The organism is Pontixanthobacter gangjinensis (assembly GCF_009827545.1).
GTDB lineage: Bacteria > Pseudomonadota > Alphaproteobacteria > Sphingomonadales > Sphingomonadaceae > Pontixanthobacter > Pontixanthobacter gangjinensis.
Genome location: NZ_WTYS01000001.1, coordinates 1678959 through 1694985 on the forward strand (window position 1 = coordinate 1678959; position 16027 = coordinate 1694985).

Genomic DNA, 16027 nt, shown 5'->3' on the forward strand with positions numbered 1-16027 from the left:
AACCATGGGTAACGGAACCTCGCTTGGAAAAGTTCGCGGGCTTGGCGCTGCGCATCATGGCGCGCATCACTGGCTGCTCCAACGTTTCACGGCGATCGGCAATGTGGTGCTCAGCATCTGGCTTATGGCGTCTTTTCTGCTTTTGCCTGATATGTCTTACGGCACGGTCAGCGCCTATCTGTCGGGCGCGATCCCGGCGACCGCAATGGTGCTTTTGATCGTCTGCACATTCTGGCACGCACGGCTGGGCCTGCAAGTGTTGATCGAAGATTACATCCACACGACCGGCAACAAGTTTGCCGTTATCGCTCTGCTCAATCTCGCGACTGTTGGCGGTGCTGCTTTCGGCATCTTCTGCGTCGTTCGTCTCGCTCTTGGAGGAGCTGCATAATGGCATCTGCATCAACCGCACCTGCTTACAAGATTATCGACCACCTCTATGACTGCGTTGTCGTCGGTGCCGGCGGTTCGGGCCTGCGCGCTACAATGGGCGCCGCCGAAGCGGGTTTGAAGACCGCTAATATCTCCAAGGTTTTTCCAACACGCTCGCACACGGTTGCGGCGCAAGGCGGCATTGCCGCATCGCTCGGAAACAACACGCCCGATCACTGGTCCTGGCACATGTATGATACCGTCAAGGGGTCGGACTGGCTTGGTGATCAGGACGCGATTGAATATCTGGTGCGTGAAGCACCTGCCGCCGTTTATGAGCTGGAGCATGCCGGTGTTCCATTTTCTCGCAACGAAGATGGCACGATTTATCAGCGGCCATTTGGCGGCCATATGCAGAATATGGGCGCGGGCCCGCCGGTTCAGCGCACTTGCGCCGCCGCTGATCGCACGGGTCACGCGATGCTCCATGCATTGTATCAGCAGAGCCTGAAATATGACGCGGACTTTTTTATCGAGTATTTCGCGCTCGACCTGATCATGAACGAAGGCAAGTGCGTCGGCGTGATTGCGATGTGTCTGGATGATGGCTCGATCCACCGTTTCCGTTCGCAAAGCGTGGTACTGGCAACTGGCGGTTATGGCCGGTGCTATTACACGGCCACTTCCGCGCATACATGTACCGGCGATGGCGGTGGCATGGTTTTGCGCGCTGGCTTGCCATTGCAGGATATGGAATTTGTCCAGTTCCATCCGACCGGAATTTACGGTGCAGGCGTTCTGATCACCGAGGGCGCGCGCGGTGAGGGTGGCTATCTGACCAACTCCGAAGGCGAGCGCTTCATGGAGCGCTATGCCCCGTCTGCAAAAGATTTGGCCTCGCGCGATGTTGTGTCGCAATCAATGGCGAAAGAAATGCGCGAAGGCCGCGGCGTTGGCGCCGATGGCGATCATTTGCATCTCCATCTCGATCACATAGATCCGAATGTTCTGGCCGAACGTCTGCCGGGTATTACCGAAAGCGGCAAGATTTTCGCAGGCGTCGATTTGACCCGACAACCGCTGCCAGTGACCCCGACAGTCCACTACAATATGGGCGGTATCCCCTGTAATTATCACGGCGAAGTTGTGACCATTGGCCCTGATGGAAACCCTGACACTGTGGTGCCCGGCCTGTTCGCTGTCGGCGAAGCGGCCTGTGTTTCGGTGCATGGTGCAAACCGTCTCGGCTCGAACTCGCTGATTGATTTGGTGGTGTTTGGCCGCGCAACCGGCCACCGTCTGAAAGAAATCACCAAGGCAGGCGCGGCACAGCCAGAACTGCCCAAGGATAGCGCCGATCTATCGCTCGGCCGCCTTGACCACTTCCGCTATGCCGATGGCGCATCGCCAACCGCAGAAGTTCGCGATGACATGCAGAAGACCATGCAGAAACATTGTGCGGTCTTCCGCAATGATGACCTTCTGAATGAAGGTGTGAATTTGATGGCAGATGCCAATACGCGTCTGAAGGATGTTAAAGTATTTGACCGCTCGCTGATCTGGAACTCTGATTTGATCGAGACGCTTGAGCTTGACAATCTGATGGCACAGGCAAGCGTGACCATGTCATCCGCCGCCAATCGCAAAGAGAGCCGCGGCGCGCATGTCAACGAAGATTACTTCGATGAAAAGACCAATGGCCGGAACGACAAGGAATGGATGAAGCACACCGTCGCCTGGTTTGAAGGCTGGGGCGGAAGTGGCGGAAAGATGAAAATCGATTACCGTCCTGTCCACGAATACACGCTGACTGATGATGCGGAGTACATCAAACCGAAAAAACGGACCTATTGATGATCTGCTAGGGCCAGCGGATTGGCCACTGGCCTTTGGCTGTCCTTTGTGGGCCATTTCAAAATCGGTAGTGAGCGAAACAGTTCCGGGACCAGCCATGTCCTTTGGTCACTACCTGGATTTTTAGCTTAGGTACTATTCCTAATCCCCCATGCTGGCCGCGATAGCCAGTGTTGGCCGTGCAAGAATGCGCGCTGATCAAGATGGGGGGACCGGTACCATTTGTTTTTCTGCCACTGCCAGCTTTGGCCTGAGTGCCGGGCTATTCGGAATCGGGGCCCTGACCTTACGGCGGGCAACTGCCGCGCGAGAGCTGCCCTATGCCGCAATTCCGATGCTTTTGGCGGTTCAGCAAGCAATAGAAGGGGCTTTGTGGCTGGTTCTGCCCGAGCAGTTGGATGGAATTCTGCAAGAAGACAGGGCTTTGGTTACCATCTATCTAGTATTTGCAAATGTACTGTGGCCTATTTTTGTGCCGACGGCGGTTTGGTTGATTGAATCGAGCGTGGTCCATCGCAAGCGGATTATGATCCCGTTGGTTGCTGGTGCGGCGACTAGTCTGTTTTATGGTGCTGCTTTGATTATGCAGCCTGTTTCAGCCGAGATTTCAGGAAGCCATATTGATTACCATCTGCCGCATTCTTACGATCTGGCGGCATTCGCGTTGTATGCCATTGCGACCTGTCTTGCGCCGCTTTTATCCAGCCACAAGCTGGTCCGGCTATTTGGTCTTGCACTCATCATTTCCATGATCTTTGCATATGCTTTGTACACGGTCTGGTTCGCATCGGTTTGGTGTTTTTTCGCCGCACTTTTGAGCGTTGTGGTCTTTTTCTATTTTGTGAGGCGCGACGTTCCCGGCACCATCGCCGAAACAGTTCGTCAATAACTGCCTGCGGCTAGCACGGCTTGCTGGGTGCCAACCTACAACAAATCCAGCGGCCTTTTAGATCGGAAAACCATTCATCTATGCTTCATGTTTACAAACGTAGTCATAATGGCTACAAACGTAATCGAAGATGGAAGCGAGAACCTAGATAATGCCCAAGACCGGCAATCAAGCGCAAAACAGGCCCGACCGGATTAGCGATGCAGAACATGCTGTGATGGAGGCGTTGTGGCGCCGTAATCCTATTACAGCTTCTGAAGTTTGCGATGATGTTTGCGAGACGCGCGACTGGAGCATGGCGACTGTCAAAACGCTTCTGTCGCGGCTTGTGGCGAAGCAGGCGGTTGCGACCAAGCCTGATGGTCGACGGTTCCTTTATACACCTTTGCTGGAACGCACTCATTATACCGGAGCGGAGTCGCGCCGCTTGGTCGACCGATTGTTCGGAGGCCGCGCTGCGCCGCTGTTCGCTCAGCTGGCCGAATCCGAGGCTTTAACCGAGGACGACATCACCGAGATGGAAGCCTTGTTAAAGGAGCTGCGCAAATGAGTGTCTGGCTTATCGATACGCTTGTCTGGACTGCGGCACTTATTGCTGCCGTATTGGTTCTTCGCCGCCCCGTGGCGCGGATTTTCGGACCCAATGTTGCTTATGCGCTTTGGGCAATTCCATTGCTGCGCTTGGTGCTTCCGCCGATTACCCTGCCAGCATGGCTAGCCGCGGCGGTCGAAACGCCCGCTGACGCTGGCCTCACCATCATCATAACCACTCGTCAGGCGATGGAAGCCGCGCCAACCACCCCAGCTGCGGGTTTTGACTGGACGCTGCTAGCCTCAGGAATTTGGCTTGCCGGTATCACCGTATTCCTCATTGCCCGCTTCAGTGCCTATTTCCGGATGCGCCGCGAATTACTTGAAAATGCGCATCCCGTGGGTGAGTCAGGCCAAGTGCGCATTGTCGAGACACCCGGCACGAATTCCCCGATTGCGTTTGGCATCATCGATAAAGTCATCGCGTTGCCCGAGGGGTTTATGGCTCTGACTGACCGGACCGAACGCGATTTGGCGCTGGAGCATGAATTGGCGCACCACAAAGCAGGCGATTTGATTGCCAATTTTGCGGTGCAACCTTTGTTCGCATTTCACTGGTTCAACCCGCTTGGCTGGTATGGCTGGCGTGCGATGCGCCGCGATCAGGAGGCTGCTTGCGATGCGCGTGTGATGTCTGCTCGCGGCCAAGCCGACCGCGCGACCTATGCTGCCATTATCGCCAATTACGCCGCCGGTCCCAATATCGCGCTCGCCGCGCCGATGGCCTGCCCGGTGATTGGAGAGAAAAGCATTATCCACCGTTTGAGGAGCCTTACTATGAAAGATATTACCCCGCGCCGCCGCGTTGCCGGACGCCTGATGATGGGGGCAGCGCTGCTGGCTCTACCACTCACTGCGTCGATCACTTATGCCGAATCCATCAGTGCACCTGCGGCCCCAGCCGCACCGAGTGCGCCAGGAGCGCTTGCACCGCTCGCCCCGCCAGCACCGCCGGTCCCCCCGGTTCCACCGCTGGGGTTGAGTTTGCAAGCTGCTTCTGATGCGCCCAACATGTCAGATGGAGATGCTGATGTGTATGTCTTCGAAACGGAGACAACCGATGAGAATGGGGATGCGACCAAGTCACGCGTCGAACGCCGCCACAAGGTGATCTTCGCTGGCGATGGCGAAAAGATGTCTGCTGAAGAGCGAGAGGAGATGATGAAAGAGCTCCGTGAACAGCTTGCTGATGTGGATGTCGAAGTCCGCAAAGCCATGGAAGAAGTCCGCGTGGCAGTCATCGAAATGAAGGGCGAGGACGGCAACACCAAAATCGAAATGGAATGTACCGACGACAAAGAGTCAGGGGAATGGAAAACCGATGACGGCAAGCGCATCATCAGGATTTGCAAATCCGAGATTATGGCTAGCGCGCTGACAGGCTTGAAAGCCGCGCGCGAAGCAATTGCCGATAATCCCGAGATGGCGCCTGATATGCGCGCAGAAGTGTTGAAAGCGCTGGATCAGAAAATCGGCAATTGGGGCAAGGAAGGCTAACCTACTTTCCAACCAAATTCCGGTAAGAATGACGGCAGGGATGGGCAACTATCCCTGCCATGTCCATGGCGGTGTCAGTATCCTCAAGCATTCTAAGCGGTGTCTTACCTCCTGCTCGGCCATGGGACATGGTCACTTATGATCGGGTCGGTCCCGCTATTAGTGGCATTGGCTGGAATGATGTTTGCCACGCGCCACAGATATCGGTCAATCAAGCTTACCGAAGTTCGACAATTCGGTCACATTCGGTGTCATCGCCGCTTTTCAATCCCAAACCTAGCGCCTGCATCCGCTGTGCGCTGGTACCATGTGTAAAGCTCTCAGGGTTGACCCGCTGACCGGCATTCTTCTGCAAAGTATCATCGCCAATCGCGCTGGCGGCTTTCATGCCTTCTTGCAGATCGCCCGCCTCGATCAGATTGCGGTTTTTAGATGCCCAAACGCCAGCGTAGCAATCCGCCTGCAATTCCATAAGCACCTGAATTTGATTGGCGGCGCGCGGGTTCTGCTGCTGGGCGCTGCGTAATGACGCTGCAACGCCTGTCAGTTTTTGAATGTGGTGCCCATATTCATGCGCGACAACATAGTAGCGCGCGAAGTCACCGCCTGCACCCAGCTGCCGTTCCATCGTTTGGTAGAAACCAACGTCGATATACATCGTTTCATCGGCAGGACAGTAGAACGGACCCATTCCGGTTGAACCAGCGCCGCAACCAGTGTTGAACCGGCCGCTTGCAGGAAAACGCAAAGTAGGTTGTTCAAAACGAACATTGGCCCGTTTAAAAATCGGTGCCCATGTGTCGTTGAGCGAGCTAAGCGCGTTGCAAGTTTCCAGTGCATATTCGTTGGACGAGCATAATTGTTCTGCTGATTGCTGTCCGGTCGCTGGGGCGCCTTGTTGCTGCGCGCCATTCTCGATACCGCCGAGCATTTGCGCCGGATCGACACCAAATACGACTGCCGCAATAATGGCTACCACTATCGTTCCGCAACCAACTTTGCCGCCACCTCCACCAGGAAAGCGTCTACCGCTGCCAGTTGTGCCTACGCGAACATTGTTTGGATCAAAGCGGTTTAAACGCATGGAATTTCCTTCAGCTTCTTACGCAATTCGAATTTAAATTCTGGACAGCCACGTAGATGGCCGCAAATAACAGATAATACAAAGGTCTGTTGCACATTCTACGGAGACTTATCCATGTTCCTATCCGGCAAACGCGCTTTGGTCACAGGCTCGACCTCGGGAATCGGTCTGGCCATTGCCAGGGCAATGGCTGCAGAGGGGGCTGAGCTGGTCCTGAGCGGTTTCGGCGAAGCAGCCGAAATAACAGAATTATGCGAGGAACTGGGAGCAATCCATGTCGCTGCTGATTTGCTGACGGTTGATGGTTGCGAGAAATTGATGGCTCAAGCGGGGCCGGTTGATATTCTGGTTAATAATGCCGGGATGCAGCATGTTGCGCCGGTTGATGAATTTCCAACCGACAAATGGAATATGATTATCGCGCTCAATCTTACTGCTGCGTTCCATACATCGCGCCTGGCAATTCCGCATATGAAGAAGACTGGTTGGGGCAGGATTATCAACACTGCCAGCGCACATTCGAAAACTGCGTCTCCTTTCAAAAGTGCATATAACGCCTCAAAGCACGGCATTGACGGTTTTACCAAGACTATCGCGCTGGAACTTGCGCAAACGGGCGTAACCGCCAATTGCATCAGCCCTGGATATGTTTGGACGTCACTGATCGAGGGGCAAATACCCGACACAATGGCGGCGCGCGGGCTTAGCCGGGACGAGGTTATCAATGATGTTTTGCTGGCTAAACAGCCGACCAAAAAGTTTGTTCAGCCTACAGAAGTTGGCGCTCTGGCAGTGTTCCTATGCCGCGAAGAGGCTGGCAATGTGACGGGGGCGAATTGGAGCATCGATGGCGGCTGGACCGCCCAGTAAGCCAAACAGAACGGGGCACAATGAGGCGCAAATTTTGGATCGCAATTGTTGCGTTCGCGCTATCGCTTAGCGCCTGCAATGCTGCGCGCCTCGATCAGCCCGCACCTGAAACGCTTGATGATATCGAGGCGGAGCTGCGTCAGCATGTCGAAATTCTCGCTAGTGATGAATTTGAGGGCAGGCGCCCCGGTACCGACGGCGAACGTAAGACGTTGCGCTATCTGGCAGACACTTGGGAAGCGGCTGGCCTGATCTCTGGCACCAACGATCCCGCCCACCCATGGCTTGCTCCGGTAGAACTCGCGGTTCGCGCTCCAGAAACTGCGACAATGAAATTTCGCACAGGATCACGTGTACGCGCTGTTCCCGATGGCCAAGTCAAATTGTTCACATCGGGCAGACGAGCCTTGCTTGCCGATGCGCCGATACTTTTTGTGGGAACGCAGGGTTCAGAGCTGGAACCCTCGGTGCTGACAGGCAAAGTCGCGTTGATGATATGGGATCATCCGGCCCGCGAACGGCAGCGTACGGCGCTGCTTGCAAATGGTGCGGCGGCAGTGCTGGCAATTGTGCTGGAATCTGCGGAATTCGATCAATTGGCTGGAATCCGTGAGAAGGGTACATATCGGCTTGCCGGGAGCGAGGGCGGCGCGCAAATTGATGGCTTTATGAGCGAACAAGCCGCATTTGCGATTTTTGGGGTTGAACAGATTCGCTCTTTGTTTGGCGTAGTCGAAAGCCCTGCATTCCGTCCCAAATTGCTCAATGTAACCGCTGATATGGAAGTTGCATCGGCGGCTGGCGCGGTTCGTACGCACAATCTTATAGCCAAATTGCCTGGGGCGAACCCGGATGGCGAGGCTGTTCTTCTATTGGCGCATTGGGACCATTTTGGTCGTTGCGGCAGGGGTCAAACCACCGACCTAATTTGCAGCGGAGCAGTCGACAATGCGAGCGGCCTTGCTGTCTTGAGCGGAATTGCCAAACGGCTCGCGGCCGGGCCGAAGCTGGACCGCGATGTTTATTTCGTAGCAACCACGGCCGAGGAATGGGGATTGCTTGGCGCAATTGCATTCACCCGTGACCCGCCCATTCCGCTGGATAGCATTGTCGCCGCCTTCAATATCGACACGATCGGCGTCGCGCCGCGAGGCAGCCCGGTCGCGATTGTTGGCGCGGGATTAACGCCATTAGATGCGCAGATTGAAGCCATTGCGGGTCAATTGGGCCGCGATGTGATCAAGGATCAGTTTGCAGCCGGATTTATCCAGCGACAGGATGGATGGATTTTGCTCCAGCGCGATGTTCCCAGCCTCATGGTTTCGAGCGCTTTTGCACAGCCTGAACTGATGGGCCGCTACACCAAAGACCGCTACCACCGACCCACCGACCGGGTCGCGTCAGTAGAATTGGGCGGGGCGGCGGAAGACATGCTGCTCCACATCGCTTTGGTACGGCATTTTGCAAGCCTGCCCTCGCAAAACGGACCTGCGATTTAGCCCAGCCAGCCGCATTGCGGCACTTTGAACGCACATAATCCGCGTTCTACACTAGCGACTGTCACAAACCATCGTTACATGGACCGCCACGAATCCTCAGATGCGAGACTATTGCGAGTCGGTTTATCCAGAGGATCAGGCGCAAAGGCGCCGGATTATTTGAAAGATTGAAAGTGGCGCATATGGATATTCCTCTCGGTCTTACATTCGACGACGTTTTGCTGCGTCCGGCCGAAAGCGACATTCTGCCGAGCATGGCGGATACGAGTACACAACTCACGCGCACTATCAGTCTAAATATTCCGGTTATCTCCGCCGCGATGGATACCGTCACCGAAGCGGATATGGCGATTGTCATGGCGCAGATGGGCGGAATTGGCGTGCTCCACCGTAACCTCGATATTGCCGAGCAATGCGCTGCAGTGCGCGCTGTGAAGCGTTTTGAAAGCGGCATGGTCGTCAATCCGATTACGATCGGTCCCGATGCGACTCTGGGCGACGCGCAGGCGCTGATGACCATAAACCGCATTAGCGGCATTCCTGTTGCGGACCGCGACGGCAAATTATGCGGCATGCTGACCAACCGCGATGTGCGTTTTGCGGAAAACCCCAAGCAGCCCGTACGCGAGCTGATGACCACTGAAAATCTCGTCACAGTGCCGCTTGGAACAGGGCAGGAGGAAGCGCGAAGATTGCTTCATCAACGCCGGATTGAAAAACTGATAGTAGTTGACGATAATTATCATTGCATTGGTTTGATCACCGTCAAAGATATTGAAAAGGCGGTGAATTATCCCCACGCGACCAAAGACGGCACTGGCCGCCTATTGGTAGCGGCGGCGACAACTGTCGGCGACAAGGGCTTTGAGCGGACCCAAGCGTTGATTGATGCAGAGTGCGATGTGATCATGATCGACACCGCGCATGGACATAATAAAGATGTCGCCAGGGCGGTTGAACGGGCTAAGAAATTGTCCAGCACAGTCCAGATCGTTGCGGGCAATGTGGCAACTGCTGAAGCAACTCGCTCGCTTATTGACGCAGGTGCAGATGGCGTCAAAGTCGGCATCGGGCCGGGATCAATTTGCACTACCCGCGTTGTCGCTGGTGTCGGCGTTCCGCAGCTAACAGCAATTCTTGAAAGCGCCGAGGCCGCGCGAGAGGCTGGCGTTCCGATCATCGCTGACGGCGGTTTGCGAACCTCTGGCGATGCCGCCAAAGCGCTCGCCGCTGGTGCTTCAACTATCATGATTGGTTCGATGCTTGCAGGCACCGAGGAAGCGCCCGGCGAGACATTCCTGTATCAAGGTCGCAGCTACAAAAGTTATCGCGGGATGGGCAGCGTCGGCGCAATGGCGCGCGGCAGTGCCGACCGCTACTTCCAGGCTGATGTCTCGGCGCTCAAACTTGTCCCCGAGGGTATCGAGGGCCAAGTGCCGTATAAAGGCCCGGCTAAGGACGTAGTTCATCAGCTGGTAGGCGGAGTTAAAGCAGCGATGGGTTACACCGGTTCTGCCACGATCCCCGATTTACGCGAGCGCGCCAAATTTGTCCGGATTACCGGCGCAGGCCTGAGCGAAAGCCATGTCCACGACGTTGCGATTACCCGCGAAGCCCCGAATTACCCCACGAGGTAATGCGCGTTGATCGAGATCATCCCCTTCATGCTGTTCTTGATAGAATGGCATCCAGACCGACCGGGGGAATTCGATCTTCAGCGTCAGCCGATGGTTTTTCGCGCTCTCGACGAGTGTGAAATCAGAGGCGACGAGCTTGCTCTAGAGCGTAATATTACCTCAGTTGATGGCAAACAATACCAATTCGCCTGTGCTGAGATACCTAAGTCGGAAGAAATCCGCGACGCCTTCACCCTAGAAATCGGGCGTGCCCTCGAACGTGACTTTGGAACCAAAAAATGACCCCTTCAGCGCGCGTTCAATCGGCAATAACAATTCTCGACCAGATCATCGCAGCAGCAGACCGCAAAGGCGCGCCTGCCGACCGGATTATTGCCGAATGGGCGCGCAATAACCGCTATGCCGGTTCGAAAGATCGCCGCGCTATTCGCGAACTTATCTACGGAGCAATTCGCGCGTGCGGACCGATTCCGGAAACGGGCCGCGCTGCGATGTTGCGTTATGCCGAGGTTGAACCCGAAGTGGCGCAGTTATTCGACGGATCCAATTACGGGCCGCCAGCCATCGGAACAAAGGAAATTCCCGCGCTTGGCGGCGTTGCAGCGCCATGGGTGGTGAAGCGGCTGTCCGGCTCCTGGGTTTCGGGAGATGAAGCCGAGGCTCTGCTCGACCGCGCCCCTCTCGATCTTCGCGTCAACACGCTTAAGGCGGGCCGCGAGAATCTTGACCTAGAGCTAGAGGGCGAAGTGCTAATCGCGCCGAACGGTCTGCGATATCCCTCGGGCACGCAGGTTGAACAATGGCCTGCATTTGTTGATGGCCGGATCGAGGTGCAGGACCATGGCAGCCAATGGGCGTGCACTGCGGTTGGTGCAAAGCCAGGTGAGACCGTGATCGATATATGCGCCGGTGCAGGGGGCAAGACGCTCGCCTTGGCTGCGGCGATGGAAAATAACGGCGTTTTGATCGCTAGTGATACTGACCGTGGCCGTCTGTCACGCATCCGCCCGCGCGCTGAAAAGGCGGGGGCTGGCATGATTGAACGGATATTGCTCGACCCGGGCAAAGAACTGTCCGCGCTTGATGCGTATAAGGGAAAGGCCGATGCGGTGCTGGTGGATGCGCCATGCTCGGGCACTGGAACTTGGCGCCGCAATCCCGAGGCGCGTTGGCGGCTTGATAAATCCGAATTGTTGCGCTTTGCCGAAATTCAAAGCCGCTTGCTTCGTATCGCGGCCGCTTTGGTGAAGCCGGGCGGACGGATAATCTACGTCACATGCTCGCTGTTTAACGAAGAAGGCGCGGACCGGATTGCCGCGTTTTTGGCGAGCAACAAGCAATGGCAAGCCACTCCGCTCAATTTACCGATTGGCCGTCCGCACGGGGCAGAAGGTGCACAGGGAACGCGTTTGACTCCGTTCCATGACGGCACGGACGGATTTTTTATCGCGCAGTTGACTTACACCCAATAGATTTTGGTGTTAACCATTTGACCCATGGCAGTCCTCGATTCCAAGATATACTCTGCCGCTAAGGAGTTCATTATGCGTTTCGCACCTGCCGCCGCTGCCTTGTCACTCGCACTCGTAATGACCGCGAGTGTTGGCGTGGCAGAGGACCGCGAGGCGAGTCCGCGTGCGGCAATGCTGATCGCAGAAGGCAAGGGAGCGCTTGAGGCAGGGCAGCCGCAAAAAGCTATCGACGCGTTCGAAGCGGCTCTGGTGGTTGATCCCGCCTACACGCCGCTGTTCATCCAATTGGGCGAAGCAGCGCGCCGCGAAGGACTGCAAGGCAAAGCCATCGCCTATTACCGCGAAGCATTGATGCGCGACCCCGAAAATCTCGCCGCAATTTCAGGGGAGGGTGAAGCCTTGGTTGAAAAAGGTGCGATTGCCAAAGCGCGCACCAATCTAGACAGGCTGGAATCGCTGTGCGGCTCAGGCTGTACAGAAACCCGCACCCTAGCCGCCGCCATCGCCCGCGGCCCGCAACCGCAAGTGTTACGCGCTGAAGCGGTGATGCCAGATGCGCAGGTTACGCAGAATTGAGCGGGGTTAGGTTAGAGGTGGTTTTTTCGGACCCCGGCCTTGCATAATTCTTGCGCGCTAACGCCCAGTAGTTGGCAGCACCACACTGAGTATGGAACGCAATTTAACGTGAGTTAACCTTTAACCAAGATAGGGCGAACTGTTGCGAAAAATGATAGCCATGGCCATTAGTTTACTTGTTGGAACCATGCTTCCGGCTGCAGGTTTGGCTCAGAATGCAGAAACAGAAAAAGCGGCTAGTCATGATGAAACTGCGGCAAAGGCAATGTTCAAATGGGCAAATGGTAGGGAATTAGTCTCCAAGCCCTCCTTCGATTGGATATTCCATATTTCCCAGTATGAACCGGACATTTGGGAATATGTTTCGCAATCTCCAGATTTAAATGATGCCTACGAATTGGGCCTCAGATATGAATACGGTGAAAAAGGCGTAGAACAGGATTATAAGAAAGCATTCGAGTATTACGATATCGCCACAACAGAACTTTGGGGGCATGCTCCCTCGCTACTGAGAATCGGCTTAATGTATGAAAAGGGCAGGGGGATGGAGCAGCAGATTGACTCAGCTGTGGCCAGCTATGACGCAGCAGCACAGCTAGGGAATGTCACCGCTCAATCCAAACTCGGCTTTATGTATGCAGTTGGCCCATATGGCACTATTCCGGACATGCTGCAGAATACTGCCGAGGCGTTGTGCTTGTATCGAATGGCAGCAAGACAAAAACATGCACCCGCTCAATCCGATCTTGGCTTCCTATATTATAGCGGGCTGGGTGTGAAAAAGGACAACTGGCGAGCCTACATATGGTGGAGCCTTGCTTCAGCACAGGGCGAACAATTAGCTCAAGCGGGCTTAACCAATGTTCAGAGCGAAATGACTCCAGAGGAAATCACAAGTGCCAAAGGCTTTGTGAATAAATGGCCGATTTTATTGAATGATTTCAGCACCTATGGGCATTGTACAGCAGACTAGCTCATAAAAACGGCAATATAGTTGAGGTCGGGTTTCATGCCTTTCTGGCTTAATACTCTCGTAGGCATGACGAATCTAGAAAGTGTAATCATGAAGTTGGCGTCGAGCTAACCCCTCAAATCAGCGCACGAAACTCTTCCAGAACAGTGCGGTAGACGTATTTCTTAAACGGAACGATCAGGTCTGGCAGTTGCTGCGCATCGACCCATTGCCATTCGTCGAATTCGGCTGGATCGTGCGCGTTTAGGTCGACATCGGAATCGTCGCCGGAAAAGCGCATCAGGAACCATACTTGCTCCTGCCCGCGATATTTGCCTTTCCACAATTTGCCGATCAGTTCTTCGGGTAGGTCGTAGCGGACAGGTTCCTTGGTTCGGGCGATGATCGTTGCATTGACAGGTGGCACACCGGTTTCCTCCGCCAATTCGCGAAATGCGGCGGCTTCGAGGTCTTCGCCAGCATCGACGCCGCCTTGCGGCATTTGCCACCACATATCCTCTGTGCCCATCGTTTCGCGGCTGTCGATCCGCTTGCCGACGAACACTTTACCTGCGGCATTAACCAGCATCACGCCCACGCATGATCGGTAACCCAGCGTGCCACTCAATTCACTCATTTCAATCAGCCTTTGAACTATGTTGCTCGGCTCTAGCTCGGTTCCCACGCTTTTCCACTCGACTTTTTGCCAAACTAGGAGAAAAACTTCATTGCGAGACCATGCCGCGCCACCTAGGTGGCGGGTCACAATGAAATTAGCGCCGCGACAGCAGCGCACGAAAAGGAATTTTGATGGCTACGCAGGCCAAGGAAACCTCAAGCACAGCACCTGATGCAGTTGTCGTTCGTTTCGCCGGAGATTCTGGCGACGGGATGCAGCTGACCGGCGGGCAATTTACCCTGTCGACCGCGCTCGCAGGCAATGATCTGGCGACATTCCCTGATTTTCCGGCAGAAATTCGCGCACCGCAGGGCACTTTGTTTGGCGTCTCGGCGTTTCAGATCAATTTCGGCAGCCGCGAAATTAGCACGGCGGGTGACGCGCCCGATGTGCTGGTTGCGATGAATCCGGCTGGCCTTAAGGTCAATCTTGATGCGCTGAAACCCGGCGGTCTGGTAATTATCGACACGGGCGAGTTCACCAAGCGTAACCTGGATAAGGCGAAGTATGATGTCAGCCCGTTGGAGGATGACACGCTGGCCAAATGGGATGTGCTGGCGTTTGATATTTCCGAACTGACCATCGAAGCGGTCAAGCCGTTTGGTCTTGGTAAGAAAGACGCGCTGCGTTCCAAGAATATGTGGACGCTGGGCCTTGCGCTGTGGATGTTTGACCGTCCGCGCGGCCCGATTGAGGATTGGCTGAAGACCAAGTTCAAATCGAAGCCTGAAATTGCTGACGCGAACATCGCAGCGCTGAATGCCGGGCATGCTTATGGCGAGACTGCCGAGCTTGCCGGTCCGATCAAGCAATTGACAATTCCGCCGGTTCAAAGCGAACCGGGCCTATACCGTACGATCACCGGCGCGGAGGCAATTTCGCTTGGCTTGGTGGCGGGTGCGCAGTTGGCCGATCTGCCGATGTTCTTTGGCGGTTATCCAATCACTCCCGCCTCGGCGATCTTGCACCATCTGGCGCGGCTGAAAGAATTCGGCGTCACGACTTTCCAAGCGGAAGACGAGATTGCCGCGATTTGCGCCGCGATTGGCGCGTCCTATGCCGGACAATTGGGCATCACGTCCTCCTCCGGCCCCGGCATCGCGCTGAAGGGTGAGGCGATGGGCCTCGCGATTATGACCGAGCTTCCGCTGGTTATCGTCAACAGCCAGCGCGGCGGGCCATCGACTGGGCTTCCCACCAAAACCGAGCAAAGCGATCTGTATCAGGCGATTTATGGCCGCAATGGCGATGCGCCGATGCCGGTTGTCTCCGCTTGCAGCCCCGGCGATGCGTTTGAAGTCGCTATTGAAGCAGTGCGCATCGCGACGACTTACATGACGCCGGTGATGTTGCTGACCGATGGCTACATCGCCAATGCAGCCGAGCCGTGGAAAGTGCCCGATCCGGAGACTTTCACGCCGTTCCCTGCGAAGTTCCTTGAGGAAAAGAACGGGGAAGAGCTGCTTCCCTATAAACGCGATGCCAAGGGCGCTCGTCCGTGGATCAAGCCGGGCACAGAGGGTCTGATGCACCGTATCGGCGGGATCGAGAAGCAGATCGACACCGGCCACATCGATTACGCGCCCGACAACCACCAGGCGATGACCGATGCGCGGGTGAACAAGGTTTTGGGCGTGGAAGTGCCCGATCAGGAAGTTTCCACCGGCACCGATTCCGGCACGCTGGTCGTGGTCGGTTGGGGCTCAACCTATGGCCCGATCCGCCGCGCCGTATCCAATGCGCGGGCCAAGGGGCTGGATGTCAGCCATGTCCATGTTCGCCACATCTGGCCGCTCCCGAAAAACCTCGGTGAGTTGCTGCACAGCTATGACAATGTGCTGGTGCCCGAAATGAACACCGGCCAGTTCAAAACCGTGCTGCGCGACCAGTTCCTCGTCGATGCGACCCCGCTGACCAAAACCAGCGGGCAACCTTTCGCGATTGCCGAATTGGATGAAGCGATTGGCAAATATTTTGATGGCATCCCCGACAATGAAGGCGGCGAGGTTGCTGTGAACAGCACTCAGTTGCCTAGTTCGGAGATGTGAGGGTGGG

The 16027-nt window shown here is 55.6% G+C and carries 15 protein-coding genes; 13 read left to right on the plus strand and 2 right to left on the minus strand.

Annotated elements, in window-relative coordinates:
* Window positions 1-4: 4 nt before the first annotated feature.
* The 5 genes from sdhD (at window position 5) to GRI36_RS07950 (ending at window position 5203) form a co-directional block, all read left to right on the plus strand.
* A complete protein-coding gene (sdhD, locus tag GRI36_RS07930; protein ID WP_160597969.1) occupies window positions 5-391 on the plus strand; it encodes a succinate dehydrogenase, hydrophobic membrane anchor protein in 387 nt (128 codons plus the stop codon).
* Window positions 391-2226 carry a succinate dehydrogenase flavoprotein subunit gene (sdhA, locus tag GRI36_RS07935; protein WP_160597970.1) on the plus strand — a complete coding sequence of 612 codons (1836 nt, stop codon included), beginning with the start codon at window positions 391-393 and terminating at the stop codon, window positions 2224-2226. Before sdhD ends, sdhA begins: the two co-directional genes overlap by 1 nt.
* A gap of 187 nt (window positions 2227-2413) precedes the next feature.
* On the plus strand, window positions 2414-3115 hold the full coding sequence (locus GRI36_RS07940) for a DUF6629 family protein (RefSeq protein ID WP_328598364.1): 702 nt from the start codon (window positions 2414-2416) through the stop codon (window positions 3113-3115).
* Between the two features lie 151 nt (window positions 3116-3266).
* The gene (locus GRI36_RS07945) at window positions 3267-3665 is read left to right on the plus strand and encodes a BlaI/MecI/CopY family transcriptional regulator (RefSeq protein WP_160597972.1); all 399 of its coding nucleotides are present in this window, start codon (window positions 3267-3269) and stop codon (window positions 3663-3665) included.
* Window positions 3662-5203 (plus strand): M56 family metallopeptidase, encoded by a 1542-nt coding sequence (locus GRI36_RS07950; RefSeq protein ID WP_160597973.1) that lies wholly within the window; start codon window positions 3662-3664, stop codon window positions 5201-5203. The genes GRI36_RS07945 and GRI36_RS07950 overlap by 4 nt, the downstream gene beginning before the upstream one ends.
* Window positions 5204-5420: 217 nt before the next feature.
* Here the strand turns inward: GRI36_RS07950 and ypfJ are convergent, their stop codons facing one another.
* Entirely contained in the window at window positions 5421-6287 is an 867-nt protein-coding gene (ypfJ, locus tag GRI36_RS07955) for a KPN_02809 family neutral zinc metallopeptidase (protein ID WP_160597974.1), read from the minus strand.
* 114 nt (window positions 6288-6401) lie between these two features.
* Between ypfJ and GRI36_RS07960 the strand changes: the two genes are divergently transcribed.
* The 7 genes from GRI36_RS07960 to GRI36_RS07990 all read left to right on the plus strand — a co-directional run bounded on the left by GRI36_RS07960 (window position 6402) and on the right by GRI36_RS07990 (window position 13314).
* A complete protein-coding gene (locus tag GRI36_RS07960) occupies window positions 6402-7157 on the plus strand; it encodes a 3-hydroxybutyrate dehydrogenase (RefSeq protein WP_160597975.1) in 756 nt (251 codons plus the stop codon).
* Between the two features lie 20 nt (window positions 7158-7177).
* The gene (locus tag GRI36_RS07965) at window positions 7178-8656 is read left to right on the plus strand and encodes a M28 family peptidase (protein ID WP_160597976.1); all 1479 of its coding nucleotides are present in this window, start codon (window positions 7178-7180) and stop codon (window positions 8654-8656) included.
* 182 nt (window positions 8657-8838) lie between these two features.
* A complete protein-coding gene (gene guaB, locus GRI36_RS07970; protein WP_160597977.1) occupies window positions 8839-10293 on the plus strand; it encodes an IMP dehydrogenase in 1455 nt (484 codons plus the stop codon).
* A 6-nt stretch (window positions 10294-10299) separates the two neighbouring features.
* Window positions 10300-10575 carry a hypothetical protein gene (locus GRI36_RS07975; protein ID WP_160597978.1) on the plus strand — a complete coding sequence of 92 codons (276 nt, stop codon included), beginning with the start codon at window positions 10300-10302 and terminating at the stop codon, window positions 10573-10575.
* A complete protein-coding gene (locus GRI36_RS07980) occupies window positions 10572-11765 on the plus strand; it encodes an RsmB/NOP family class I SAM-dependent RNA methyltransferase (RefSeq protein ID WP_160597979.1) in 1194 nt (397 codons plus the stop codon). The genes GRI36_RS07975 and GRI36_RS07980 overlap by 4 nt, the downstream gene beginning before the upstream one ends.
* Before the next feature lie 72 nt (window positions 11766-11837).
* A complete protein-coding gene (locus GRI36_RS07985) occupies window positions 11838-12341 on the plus strand; it encodes a hypothetical protein (RefSeq protein ID WP_235902199.1) in 504 nt (167 codons plus the stop codon).
* 151 nt (window positions 12342-12492) lie between these two features.
* Complete coding sequence (locus GRI36_RS07990) at window positions 12493-13314, plus strand: tetratricopeptide repeat protein (protein ID WP_160597981.1); 822 nt, start codon at window positions 12493-12495, stop codon at window positions 13312-13314.
* Between the two features lie 115 nt (window positions 13315-13429).
* On the opposite strand, the gene GRI36_RS07995 is transcribed toward GRI36_RS07990, so the two are convergent.
* Window positions 13430-13930, minus strand: a complete 501-nt coding sequence (locus GRI36_RS07995; protein WP_160597982.1) for an RNA pyrophosphohydrolase — start codon at window positions 13928-13930, stop codon at window positions 13430-13432.
* Between the two features lie 173 nt (window positions 13931-14103).
* Between GRI36_RS07995 and GRI36_RS08000 the strand changes: the two genes are divergently transcribed.
* Entirely contained in the window at window positions 14104-16020 is a 1917-nt protein-coding gene (locus GRI36_RS08000; RefSeq protein WP_160597983.1) for a 2-oxoacid:acceptor oxidoreductase subunit alpha, read from the plus strand.
* The last annotated feature ends 7 nt before the right edge of the window (window positions 16021-16027 follow it).

Coding starts and splice junctions, on each gene's coding strand:
- sdhD (WP_160597969.1), top strand. CDS start 5: ATGGGTAACGGAACCTCGCTTGGAAAAGTTCGCGGGCTTGGCGCTGCG.
- sdhA (WP_160597970.1), top strand. CDS start 391: ATGGCATCTGCATCAACCGCACCTGCTTACAAGATTATCGACCACCTC.
- GRI36_RS07940 (WP_328598364.1), top strand. CDS start 2,414: ATGCGCGCTGATCAAGATGGGGGGACCGGTACCATTTGTTTTTCTGCC.
- GRI36_RS07945 (WP_160597972.1), top strand. CDS start 3,267: ATGCCCAAGACCGGCAATCAAGCGCAAAACAGGCCCGACCGGATTAGC.
- GRI36_RS07950 (WP_160597973.1), top strand. CDS start 3,662: ATGAGTGTCTGGCTTATCGATACGCTTGTCTGGACTGCGGCACTTATT.
- ypfJ (WP_160597974.1), bottom strand. CDS start 6,287: ATGCGTTTAAACCGCTTTGATCCAAACAATGTTCGCGTAGGCACAACT.
- GRI36_RS07960 (WP_160597975.1), top strand. CDS start 6,402: ATGTTCCTATCCGGCAAACGCGCTTTGGTCACAGGCTCGACCTCGGGA.
- GRI36_RS07965 (WP_160597976.1), top strand. CDS start 7,178: ATGAGGCGCAAATTTTGGATCGCAATTGTTGCGTTCGCGCTATCGCTT.
- guaB (WP_160597977.1), top strand. CDS start 8,839: ATGGATATTCCTCTCGGTCTTACATTCGACGACGTTTTGCTGCGTCCG.
- GRI36_RS07980 (WP_160597979.1), top strand. CDS start 10,572: ATGACCCCTTCAGCGCGCGTTCAATCGGCAATAACAATTCTCGACCAG.
- GRI36_RS07985 (WP_235902199.1), top strand. CDS start 11,838: ATGCGTTTCGCACCTGCCGCCGCTGCCTTGTCACTCGCACTCGTAATG.
- GRI36_RS07990 (WP_160597981.1), top strand. CDS start 12,493: ATGATAGCCATGGCCATTAGTTTACTTGTTGGAACCATGCTTCCGGCT.
- GRI36_RS07995 (WP_160597982.1), bottom strand. CDS start 13,930: ATGAGTGAATTGAGTGGCACGCTGGGTTACCGATCATGCGTGGGCGTG.
- GRI36_RS08000 (WP_160597983.1), top strand. CDS start 14,104: ATGGCTACGCAGGCCAAGGAAACCTCAAGCACAGCACCTGATGCAGTT.